Below are 12,348 nucleotides of genomic sequence, written 5' to 3' on the forward strand. Positions count from 1 at the left end.
TTTATTAATATTATAGCATAATTTTGTCTAATTATAAGTTTATTTTGAAAATTTTACCATTCCCAATCTATTCCAATCCCTCTATCTTTTGCTTTATCATATATTCTTTTCGCTGTTACGACATCTTGTACACCTATTCCGACACTTTTAAACACAATTATTTCGTCATCATTTTCTCTTCCGGAAATAGTTCCATTTATAACATTTCCCAAATCACCACTAAAATCAGCTTTGCTTATTTTACCTTCTTCTAGAGGAATTAATATATCTCCTGATTCTGATAAAACTGCATCTGTTGATTCAAAAAATATCTTAGATGCTCTAGTTAAACAAGTTGGACACATCTCTTGCATATCTGGTAAGTATGAACCTACAGCACTCACTAATGCTCCCTTTTTAACCAAATTTCCATCAAATACTGGTTTTTTTGATGTTGTTGCTAAAACTATTACATCAGCATTATCTATGGCTTCATCAGATGACTCAGCTGCAACTATTTTAGTATTATATTTACTTAGCTTTAAGTTCATCTCTTTTGCAAATTTTTCTCTACTTTCTTTATTTCTACTGAAAACTCTTACTTCATCTAAATTTCTAGCTTCTAACATAGCTTCAAGTTGTGACTCACCTTGTCCTCCCAAGCCTATTAAAGCCCCTATCTTAGAATCCTTTTTAGCTAAAACATCTATAGCTGCACCAGATGCTGCACCAGTACGAACTTGAGTTATATAAGTACCATCTAAAGCAGCACATACTTCTCCAGTCTCCCCATCTAATAATAATACTGTTGCTGGAATTACTGGTTTGCCTTTTTGAGCATTTTTAGGGAATACAGATACAATTTTTATTCCTGCACACCCTAAGTCCTCTACATATCCTGGCATAAATAACATACTAGCATCCTGACTTGGAACTGGTATATTAGTTCTCAAAGGAGTTACACTTTTTCCTTCACAATAAATTCTAAAAGCCTCTTTATCAGCCTCAATTGCATCTCTCATAGTAAATACTTTTTTTATGTCGTCTTTTTTTAAAAGTAGCATTTTATATACCCCCAATTTTAATAAGTTTCTATGCTAGATATTATAACATAACATTTTAATACAAATTCTATTTCATATTAAATAAATATATTTCATATTAAATAAATATATTTCAAATTAAATAAATATATTTCAAATTAAATAATCCTATTTCAAATTAAACAAATCTACATACTCCGATTTTAACATATAGCTTATTAGTTTTTTGTTTATTGAAAATTCTGGTATTCCTGCTGCATATGGAGTTATATCGTATAAATCAAAATATATAACTAAGTTATCATCTTGCAAATAAAAATTTTGATTTTCTTTTATCCCTTTAAAATTATATATTCCTACATTTTCTTTATCTTTCTTTTCTAAATCAGTTATTTGTTGTTTAATTTCCTCATCTATAACTTCTTTATATTTAGTATTATCTTTAAATAAGTCCATTAATTCTAAAAACTTCCCTGTTCTCATATCTACATTATAAGCTATATCTTGATAATAACCATGTGCTCCACCACTGTAAGTATAATATCTTACCTTTATACTAAGAGCAGAATCAGTATTCTTTTTAAGTTCAAAGTCTACATTTGCAACAAATTTATTTTCTTCATCAGGATTATCTTTAAGGTATTGTTTTGCCTCTTTATACGATTTGTTATAAAATTCAAATATATCATTTTTTATTCTATCATTTGTAGACCTTTCAACAATCTTATTTGAATTTGTTATTATAGGCATATTTATAGTACTTTCTATATATTCATCATTTTTCACTATTGTCTTACTTCCTATTGTACTTACTGATAAAGTTTGTTTACTATTTGTAGTATCTTTTGGCAATGATTGATTACTCATAACGCTTACAGCTTCTTTGTCTTTATTTAGATTAAGTAAAGCATCTTTCCCCAAATTATTATATCTATAGTCATGTTTAATTGCTAAAATAGCTATTATAGTCAAGGATAAAACAAACACATATCTTAAAACTCTAGCTTTCGTATTTACTTTAAAAAATTTCATCTTATTATTTTCCTCCTAAATATAAATCTCTCTTATTATATTTGGAGTTTCTAGGGTTTTTTATCCATATAATTTAATAAAAGATTAATTTTTATTTATAAAAATTAATCTTTTTCTTTTCAAATATTAAGATGACTTATCAGACAACTTGAAATTTTATCAAGTGGTAATTGGATTACAACAGAACCTCTATCAAATGCTACCATTGGCATTCCATATACAATGCAAGAATTTTTATCTTGCCCAATTGTAAATGAACCTTTCTCTCTCATTTTCAAAAGTCCAGTTGCTCCATCTGAACCCATTCCTGTAAGTATTATTCCTACTGAGTTTTTACCTGCTACTTGTGCTACTGAATCAAACAAAACATCTACAGATGGACAATGTCCACTTATTCTTTCACCTTCTTCACAAGTTACATAATACCCATCTTTATCTAAATGTAATTTCATTTGATATCCACCAGGTGCAATAAGTACATTTCCTTGCTCTACTCTATCATTATTTTTAGCTTCTCTTACATTCATAATACACTGCTTATCAAGTCGTTGTGCATACATCTCAGTAAATATAGCTGGCATATGTTGAGCTACAATAACCCCTGGTGTAGATTTTGGTAAGTCTTTTATAATCTCAAGTATTGCTTCTGTTCCACCTATAGATGCGCCTATAGCAATGACCCTGTTATTAATATTTTCCACATTACCGCCCCCACAAAATCATATATCTAAAATATTCTTCTATTTTTTATAAACAGCAGGTTTTACATAGTCGTATTTTGTATTTCTTCTATTTACTATCTCTGCATGACCTACAAATAAAAATCCATCTTTTTTAGTTACATCATAAAATTTATTTATAAGCTCTTCTTTTGTTTTTAAATCGAAATAAATCATAACATTTCTACAAAAAATCAAATCAAAAAGTTGATGTGAGAAATCTTCAATTAAATTGAATGGTTTAAAAAATACACTTTTTCTAATCTTATCACAAACTTTAAATGTACCATCTTTATTATCTATGAAATATTTTTTCTTCCATAATTTTGGAACATTATCAACATTTGCTTCTGTGTATACAGCTCTTTTAGCTTTTTCAAGTGAATTCATTGAAATATCTGTGGCTATAATTTTAATATTCCACAGGTCTTTCCTACTCCCAAAATAATCATCTAAAGTCATAGCTATTGAATATGCTTCTTCTCCACTAGAGCAACCTGCACTCCATATATTTAAGTTTCTGAGTTTATTATTTTCTTCCCAAAAAGGAAGTATATTATTATACATATACTCAAAATGCTGATGTTCTCTCATAAAAAATGTATGATTTGTGCTCAACCTATTTATTAAATTTATAGCTTCATTTCCTGTCTTATCTCTAAATAATAGGTTCATATATTGACTAAAAGAACTAAACTTTCTTTCTCGCATTGTATTATATAGTCGTCCTTCAATTAATACTCTTTTTTTGCTTAAATCAATTCCGTACTCTTTTTTTATATAGTTTACAAGAATTTTAAATTCTTCATCAGTGAGTTTTATCATACAAAAAACTTCCTCCTGCCAATTTATCAAAGCTAATTACATGCTGTCAATTAGAAACTTTCGAATATCTAAAATTAGTATAGACTTATCTCCAACTTTTACAATCTCTTTTATAACTTTATTTATATTTATGTTGTTAGAAATAGTTGTCTCTAGTAAGTTTAAGTCATCTATAAGAACGACATCAACAACTTTATCTACAATAATTCCAACTTGATACTCATCAATTTTTATAATTATTATGCATGTTCTCTCATTATAATCAACTTCAGGAAGATTGTATCTAATATGCATATCAATAACTGGTATAATTCTTCCTCTCAAATTAATAACTCCATTTATATAATTTGGAAGACGTGGTACATATGTTATTGGTTGAAACCTTATAGTCTCAATTACATTTTCTAATTCTATTCCATAAATAACATCATTAACATAAAATGTTAATACTTGTTTTATAATATCATTTGTAGACATACTTTAAATCCCCTAATATATTTCCATAATGTTATCTGCATCTATAATCAGACTTATACTTCCATCACCAAGTATTGTGCATCCTGAAAAACCATTGTTTTTCATATTAAATCTGTTAAAATAAACTGGAAATGGCTTTACTACAACCTGTTGAGTTCCTATTATTTCATCCACAAAAATACATACTGCTTTATACTCATTTTCTATGATTATCATATTTCCATTTACTAATTCAGTTATATCTGTATGAATATCATATATTTTATGCAATCTTATAATAGGAATACATGCTCCATATATTGTAATTAATTCTGTTCCACTACCATCTTTAATTACTTGGCTTAAATCTGCAAGTTTAAATGTACTTCTTATTGATGATATTGGCAAAGTAAACATCGAGTTTCCAACTTTGAACTCCATACCTTCTACTATAGAAAGTGTCAGTGGTATTTTTATAGTAAATGTTGTTCCTTCATCTTTTGTACTTTTTACACCAATTGAACCACCAACTTTTTCAATACTTTTACGAACAATATCCATCCCTACTCCTCTACCAGAAAATTCAGTTATAGATTCCTTTGTAGAAAATCCTGGAGTCATAATTAAAGAGTTAATTTCATCATCAGTATATTCATTAATTTGATGTTTAAGAAGACCTTGTTCTTTAGCTTTTTCCAAAATCTTATCTTTCATGAGACCTCTGCCATCATCTGAAATACTTATGACAGCTTCTCCGCCTAAATTTTCAGCAGATAAAATTATAGTTCCTATTTCTTTTTTACCCTTAGATATGCGTTCATCAGCAGGCTCTATTGCATGGTCCATAGCATTTCTTATAAGATGCATAAATGGTTCTGCTAAATTATCCATTACATTTTTATCTACTTCTGTTTCATTTCCTATAGTTACTAGTTCAACATTTTTATCTAATTTTTTATTCATGTCTCGTACAATTCTATGCATTTTTTGAAATACACCTGCAATTTTAACCATACGCATTGACATTACTATATCCTGCAATTCATCTGTAAGCTTATGTAATTGTCTGGTTGCTTTATTGAAATTATCTATATCAACACCTTTAGAATCTACACTATTTACAACCATTGATTCCATAATTACAATTTCTCCAACTATATTTTGAAGTAAATCTAGTTTTTCTAAATTTACAGTCATAATATTTTGTTTACTTATAGGAAGATGCTCATTTCCTTCAATTAAAACATCTTGCTCTAAGTCAATTTTCTCATTTAAGACACTTTCTTGTAATGCACTTTTTTCTTTTACAAAATTATTTTCATCTTTAGAATTTGTCTCCAAATTAGTTTTTGGGTTTTTCACCAACATATCATCCTGTTTTTCACTTGTATATATATCATCTTTATCAACATTTGAATACTCTTTTACATATAGATTATCTTTTATTGTTTTATAAATTATGTTTTTATCATCTTTAGCAATAAATTGTATATAAAATCCATATTTTTTAATATATTCTGCTGTACCTGTATTCTTTTCTATGTCTTCAGGATAAAATGCTAGAAATTCACAGTAATCTTGCAATTCAAATGTAAGCATAAAAGCTCTTACATTTTCCATCATACAATCTTGTTCAAAAACTATTTTGACTATGTCTGAACCTTCCTTATATGAAAAATTTAAATTATTTATTTCTTTTTCGTATGTGTCTTCTAAGTTCAACTTATCTTGTAATTTTGTAGAACTTGATAGTTCTAGAGTACTTACATAATCTTCAATATCTTTTATAAAGCTAGAGCAATCAGAAGTTGTACAATCTCCTGATTGTAATTTACCAATATCATATTTTATAAAATCTAATGCTTGAAAAACTAAATCAAACAATAAATCATTATCTATAATCTCTATTTTTCTTTCACGTATAATATAAAATAGGTCTTCTACACTGTGTGCTAAAGCAGACATATTATCTAGACCCATCATAGAAGCTGAGCCTTTTATTGTATGCATAATTCTAAAAGTTTCATTAATATTACTGTCGCTAAATATTCTTTCTTTTTCTGTCTGAATCATAATTTCATCTAATTGCTCAAGTAATAGACTTGTCTCAAATATAAACATATCTAACATTGGTCTCATACTTGGTTCAATGTAATTCATATTTATCACCTACAGTCGACAAATAAATTTCTATTTTTTCTTATATATAATATTCTATAATCTAAATCCACGATGATTTTCTTATCTCACTTTCTTTTAGATGAAATTTTTCTACTAATTCTTTTAAAATTTGTGCTTGAGCAGACATTTCTTCTGAAGCTGCAGCACTTTCCTCTGCTGTTGCAGAGTTCATTTGAACTACTATTGAAATTTGCTCTATTCCAGATAAAATCTGTGTAATTGCTATCTCTTGACTATGCACAGATGAAGAAATTCCATTAATATAATCAGTAGTTTTTTCTACACCATTTACAACTAAGTCTAATGCTTTTGCAGTTTCTTTTGCAATTTTGACACCATTTTCCACTGTTTTAATAGCTTCTTCTATAAGAATTGCTGTGTTTTGAGCTGCTTTAGCACTTTTTCCAGCCAAAGACCTAACTTCATCTGCAACAACTGCAAATCCTCTACCATATTGGCCTGCTCTTGCTGCTTCAACGGCTGCGTTTAATGCAAGAATATTAGTTTGAAAAGCTATCTCATCTATGGTTTTGATTATCTTTGATATTTCATTTGATTTTTCACTTATTGCCTCCATTGATGTCATCATATCATCCATACATCTACTTCCAAAACCAACTTGTAATGCTGATTGGTCAGATACTTCACATGCAAGACTAGCACTATCTGCACATTGCTTAATTCCATCAGATATCTCATTAATTGTAGAGGCTAATTCTTCTACTGAACTAGCTTGTTCAGTAGCACCCTGCGAAAGAGCTTGTGCTCCTGCTGCTACTTGTTCTGATGCACTTGCAACTTGCTCAGCTGACAGATTTATTTCATAGAAATCATCATTAAAAGAATTTATTATACTTTCTAATGATGTTTTGATTGATTTAAAATCTCCTATAAATTCTTGTTCTATGTCTATTCTTAAATCCCCTTTTGCAATGCTAGTTAATGTACTGTCTATAAGGTCTATATAATTTAATAACATATCTTGCATCTTTTTGACAGAACTTACTAACATTCCTATTTCAGATTTACTTTCTTCAACATCTATACTTGTTCTTAAATCACCCGATGCAATTCTTGAAAAATGTTTTTCTACTTTATTAATAGGAATTACTATCTTTAGTTTTATTACTGCATATTCTATTATTGTTAATATGATTAATAGTGAGAGTATAAATATCGTTCTTAGTATCAAACTTTGTAATTCTTTTTTAACTTCTACAATTTCAGAATTTGAACGAGTAACTACATCCTCTTGAAATTCATCTATTAAAGAATCCATTTTTTCCTGAGATTCTACATATTCGCTACTAAAAATTATACTTTGAGCTAAGCTCTTGTCATTACTTTCAACTGCATTTATAGCACTTTGTTCTTTTGGTACCAAAGAATCAGATATCTCCTTAGCTTCCAAAATTTTATTTGACTCAGTCTTTGTAAGACCAATTTTTTCAAGTTTATTTAAAGCAGATTCTCTTGTTTTTCCATATAGCTCTTTTTCATAGACATCTTTATCCTTTTTTTCACCTGTAAAAACGTACCTTCTTAACATGTCACAAACTTCTCTTGTTGTGTCTTTTATATACTGACTTTCATTTCTCAAATTGTTCATGTCATTGATACTTTTTTCCACTTTTTCAAATGCTTTATAAGATGAAATTGAAGAAAAAATGCCTGCCATAACAGCTAGTACTATAATAATTAGCAATACTATTGCCAATTTGGAAAGCTTTACTTCTCTTTTCATATCTATACTCCTTTATAAAGTAAGTTTATCAAGATATCAATCTATATCTTCTTTAGTCCATTCATTGTACTTACTACACTGCAATCTTTTCCTAGATTTTTTCCCTCGTACATTGCCTTATCTGCTAGGGATATATTTTCTTCTAATGATATGTTTGAGTTTACCTCTACTACTCCTAATGTAATAGTACACTTTATTTCATTTCCTTTATAGTTAAATTCAAATTCCTTTATTTCTTTGCGAATTCTCTCTGAAAGTATTTTTGCCCCTTCTATTGAAGTATTAGTGAGCATTATCAAAAATTCTTCTCCACCCCATCTTGATACAGTATCAATTTGTCTACAATTCTTTTTAATTATACTTGAGATTACTGTTAGCACAAAATCTCCTGCTTCATGACCATAAGTATCATTAATAACTTTAAAATCGTCAATATCTCCAAGAATAAGAGATACTGTTTCATGACTATATCTATTAATTTTTCTTTGTTCCATAAGCTGATTAATTATATGACGTCTATTGTAAAGACCTGTTAGATAATCCCTTACAACTAATCTATTTAATTTTTCAAGAGAAGATTCCAGTTCATTATTTATTTTTCTTAATTTATCTTGAGATTTTTTGACTTCAATATGAGCCATAACACGAGCTTTTAATTCTGTCATACTAAAAGGTTTTACCATATAGTCTATTGCTCCTACTCCAAAACCCTTTACTACATCTGTATCTGTATTTTTTGAAGTTATAAAAATTATAGGTATATCTTCTGTACGAATATTAGATTTGAGTTCTCTACACAATTCAAATCCAGAATTGTCTGGCAAAATTATATCAAGCAGAATAATGTCTGGTGTACACTCTTTAATACACTCTTTTGCTTCTATTGCATTAAATGCTTTTATGACTTTAAAATTATCTTTTGTAAGTGTTTTATCTATTAAATCGCACATTAGAACACTATCATCAACAACTAAAATTGTTCCTTGTTGCTTATTTTCCATATCCAAACCTCTCTTAAACATAATATATTCAAATTTTAATAATTTAAAATTCTTACACTTAATAATTATACCACTATAGTTCTAAATGTTCTCATTATAATATAATTACAATGCCACTAAATTATATATCTGTGTTACATGATAGTTTAATTGTATTTAAAAAGCAATTCATCTATCAAAAGTTCTTCTTCATCAGTCAAAAGCTTCTTCAAATCTAACAAGGTAATTATTTGATTGTCTATCTCTCCAATACCACTTACAAAATAATCTGAATATTCAAGAGTAACCCTTGGTGGAGGTGATATCTGATTTTCTTCTAAATCTATTATCTCCTCAACTTTATCAACCATAAATCCCACTACTAAATTTTCCAATCCGGCTATTACTATATATACATAATCAGTAGTATTTAAATTATTTTTCCTCAGTCTCAAATGCATATCTATTATCGGGATAATTTTTCCCCTCAAATTTATTATTCCTTTTGAATAGGTTGGAAGTTCTGGAATAAATATGATTTCCTGATTCCCAACAATTTCTATGACTTTTTCAAGTTCAATACCAAAGTTCTGTTCGTCCATTTTAAATTTTAGGTACTTAATCCCCTCATCTACTAACTCATAACCTAAATATGGGTCATCTGGAAATCTCATTTAATACCTCCCCCTTAAATATCTTCTAAATAAAAATAATCTATATTTTCTTCTTTCCTTTATTTATTGAGTCTACAATTAAATCGCCTGTCTCAGTATAAAAGCGTATTGTTCTTCCATAATTCATTCCTGTATCTTCTGCTATTATTGGAATTTTTAAGCTTAAAAGAGTTTTTTTTACTGCTTCAACATTCCTATACCCTATGCTTGCAATTGATGAATTACTATTTCCTAAAAACATCTGGGCTCCTCCAGCTATTTTTGCTTTTATATATGTCCTATTTGCACCTATATGCTCCATAGACTTAATAAGTTCCTTTATTCCTGTGTCAGCAAATTTATATTTATTTTCAATGTGAATAGCATCTTTACTATATGGCAACATAACATGTAACATTCCACCAATTCCTGCTGTTTTATCTATTAAACATACTCCTACACAAGAACCAAGTGCATAAGTAACCAAAACATTTGGTTTATACACTATTTTCATGTCTGCAATATTTACTACTATCTCTCTACTCATACTGATAATCCCAATCTTACTAATATGTCTTTAAGCGAGTCCATTTCTGGAATCATCAATATGTGGCTAATAAAATAATTATCGCTATTTTTAAATTTATTTTCTATAAATAAAATTTTGTCCCCAACATCAGAAAATCTTATCATAGGAACATTCAACACAGCTCCGACCATATCAATACACATATCTGGAACCGAAATACTTATGTTCATGTTTAGCATAGATGCAATAGCATTTACATAAGAACTTGCCATAATATTTCCTATTTCTTTGATTGCAGAAATTTCAATACCTGTAATTTCGTCTAAGAAAGCTTCATCTTTATTAAAAAGAGAATTAAGCATAAGTTTAGTGATTGATTCATCCAACAAAAACATAAACATCCCATTAATATCGCCTTTCATATCAAGTAGAATACATACAACCTTGTTTTCTGGACCTCCAAGTAAATTTGTAGCTTCATTATATTCAAGTATCTTGACCATGGGTATTAATACTTCTATCTTACTATTTATCATGGATGCAAGTGCAGTAATTGCATTCCCAGAGCCTATATTACCAATTTCTCTAAGAGCATCTATATGAATATTATCAAGTTGTGAATAATTTATAATATAAACCCCTCCCTCTATTGTTACATTTATGTATTTTTACTATATAAAGGTGTATTTACAGCCTTTATTTTAAGGCATTATTTACAACTTTAACCAATGTTTCTGTTTTAAATGGTTTTACTATAAAATCTAGTGCTCCAAGCTTTATAGCTTCCACAATCATATTTTCTTGCCCTATTGCAGAACACATCACCACTTTAGCATTTGAATCCAACATTTTTATTTCCTTTAATACCTCTAGACCATCTTTTTTAGGCATTGTAATATCAAGTAATGTCAAATCAGGCATTTCATCTTTAAACATATTATAAGCTTCTTCTCCATCACTTGCTTCTACTAAATTCTCGTAGCCACTTTTACTCAGAGCTTCTTTAATCATCATTCTCATAAAAATAGCATCATCTACTATTAAAATTTTATTTTCCATAAAACTAACTCCTCCATACTTGTAACAATAAATGCTATTATTTTTCAGTCATTGTTTATACTTACTGACTATTTTCCCTACATAATAAATACATTTCATCTATAAATAAAAGTACATATTCATGCTATACTATATTCAACTTTATTAATACAGTTTATAAATTAAAAAACTTATATATCTATTGTAATATATGTTTTGCATTTTGACGAGTTATTAAAAACATAATCACATAAAAACGTAAAAAACACAAAAACGTAAAAAGTTGTCAAAAACCAATTATATAGATATATAATAAATTGAAAATATTTATATAATATACATCTATTATCGGCTGAACTATAATTAAATTTATATCCTATTATTAATTAATAAATTCTTACATATTGCTAAAGGAAGATTTAAATTATGAACAAAATATTGATTATAAACGATTATAGATAATTTTGTGAACTATTCAAAAATTGTATACTTAAATAAATCACAATATTATCACTTTTAAAGATAAAATAAAAATTGGGAGTGTATAGTACACTCCCTCATGATTATCAACTTGTTTATTCCTATAATAAGTTTTATATATTAAAATTTATCAATGAATTTATCTTATTCCAATGTAAATATGAACTTCTTGCTTATTCATATCATATGTATTATTTTGATATTCTTCAAAATCACTTATATAAGTTCTATCAAAATCCATTTTCCAAAACTCAAACCAGAATTCTCCTACTGACTTTTGTATATCTCCTGTTATAGTGAATTTTGCATATTTACCACCTGGTATAACTTTGCTTATAACAAACTCTCCACAAATATCTTTTTCATTAAATTCACTTAAGTTGTTGTCCTTATCATCTTCACTATTTACTTCACAACATGCTACAAAGTTATATGGATTTGTAAAATCACCTTGATAGTCTGTATATAAACCTATTGTTTTATCATTTTTTTTACCTTTTATAGCATTATAGATACCCTTCCCCATAAAGCTTTTCCATAATTCACCTATGTCTTTTACTGCTTGTCCGTTGTTATTTGTAGTTTCTTTTGATACACCCACAACTATTTTTTCACTTATATGTACTATTTCATAATCCATACTTTATACCTCACTTTAGCTTTATTGATTGCTTTTGATTATCTGTTTC

General features: G+C 28.1%; 13 protein-coding genes. All 13 read right to left on the reverse strand.

The features are described from left to right. Window positions 1–53: 53 nt before the first annotated feature. Complete coding sequence (locus IR151_RS06100) at window positions 54–1,043, reverse strand: ornithine cyclodeaminase family protein (RefSeq protein ID WP_227433628.1); 990 nt, start codon at window positions 1,041–1,043, stop codon at window positions 54–56. 147 nt (window positions 1,044–1,190) lie between these two features. Beyond that, window positions 1,191–2,054 (reverse strand): DUF3298 and DUF4163 domain-containing protein, encoded by an 864-nt coding sequence (locus tag IR151_RS06105; RefSeq protein ID WP_227433629.1) that lies wholly within the window; start codon window positions 2,052–2,054, stop codon window positions 1,191–1,193. A 119-nt stretch (window positions 2,055–2,173) separates the two neighbouring features. Continuing rightward, complete coding sequence (locus tag IR151_RS06110; RefSeq protein ID WP_227433630.1) at window positions 2,174–2,755, reverse strand: CheB methylesterase domain-containing protein; 582 nt, start codon at window positions 2,753–2,755, stop codon at window positions 2,174–2,176. Between the two features lie 39 nt (window positions 2,756–2,794). Continuing rightward, a complete protein-coding gene (locus IR151_RS06115) occupies window positions 2,795–3,598 on the reverse strand; it encodes a CheR family methyltransferase (RefSeq protein ID WP_227433631.1) in 804 nt (267 codons plus the stop codon). Between the two features lie 36 nt (window positions 3,599–3,634). After that, window positions 3,635–4,075 carry a chemotaxis protein CheW gene (locus IR151_RS06120; RefSeq protein WP_227433632.1) on the reverse strand — a complete coding sequence of 147 codons (441 nt, stop codon included), beginning with the start codon at window positions 4,073–4,075 and terminating at the stop codon, window positions 3,635–3,637. 12 nt (window positions 4,076–4,087) lie between these two features. Continuing rightward, complete coding sequence (locus IR151_RS06125) at window positions 4,088–6,214, reverse strand: chemotaxis protein CheA (RefSeq protein ID WP_227433633.1); 2,127 nt, start codon at window positions 6,212–6,214, stop codon at window positions 4,088–4,090. 61 nt (window positions 6,215–6,275) lie between these two features. After that, window positions 6,276–7,979, reverse strand: a complete 1,704-nt coding sequence (locus IR151_RS06130) for a methyl-accepting chemotaxis protein (protein WP_227433634.1) — start codon at window positions 7,977–7,979, stop codon at window positions 6,276–6,278. 41 nt (window positions 7,980–8,020) lie between these two features. After that, the gene (locus IR151_RS06135; RefSeq protein WP_227433635.1) at window positions 8,021–8,980 is read right to left on the reverse strand and encodes a diguanylate cyclase; all 960 of its coding nucleotides are present in this window, start codon (window positions 8,978–8,980) and stop codon (window positions 8,021–8,023) included. A 146-nt stretch (window positions 8,981–9,126) separates the two neighbouring features. After that, entirely contained in the window at window positions 9,127–9,633 is a 507-nt protein-coding gene (locus tag IR151_RS06140; RefSeq protein ID WP_227433636.1) for a chemotaxis protein CheW, read from the reverse strand. Window positions 9,634–9,673: 40 nt separating this feature from the next. Further along, complete coding sequence (locus tag IR151_RS06145) at window positions 9,674–10,159, reverse strand: chemotaxis protein CheD (RefSeq protein WP_227433637.1); 486 nt, start codon at window positions 10,157–10,159, stop codon at window positions 9,674–9,676. Further along, window positions 10,156–10,803, reverse strand: coding sequence for a chemotaxis protein CheC (locus IR151_RS20410; protein WP_413927352.1), 648 nt, complete (start codon window positions 10,801–10,803; stop codon window positions 10,156–10,158). The genes IR151_RS06145 and IR151_RS20410 overlap by 4 nt, the downstream gene beginning before the upstream one ends. A gap of 34 nt (window positions 10,804–10,837) precedes the next feature. Beyond that, on the reverse strand, window positions 10,838–11,200 hold the full coding sequence (locus tag IR151_RS06155; protein ID WP_227433638.1) for a response regulator: 363 nt from the start codon (window positions 11,198–11,200) through the stop codon (window positions 10,838–10,840). Window positions 11,201–11,798: 598 nt separating this feature from the next. After that, complete coding sequence (locus IR151_RS06160) at window positions 11,799–12,299, reverse strand: GyrI-like domain-containing protein (protein ID WP_227433639.1); 501 nt, start codon at window positions 12,297–12,299, stop codon at window positions 11,799–11,801. Window positions 12,300–12,348 lie beyond the last annotated feature (49 nt).

Origin of the sequence: Clostridioides sp. ES-S-0006-03, assembly GCF_020662275.1 — a bacterium.
In the GTDB taxonomy this organism is placed as follows: domain Bacteria; phylum Bacillota; class Clostridia; order Peptostreptococcales; family Peptostreptococcaceae; genus Clostridioides.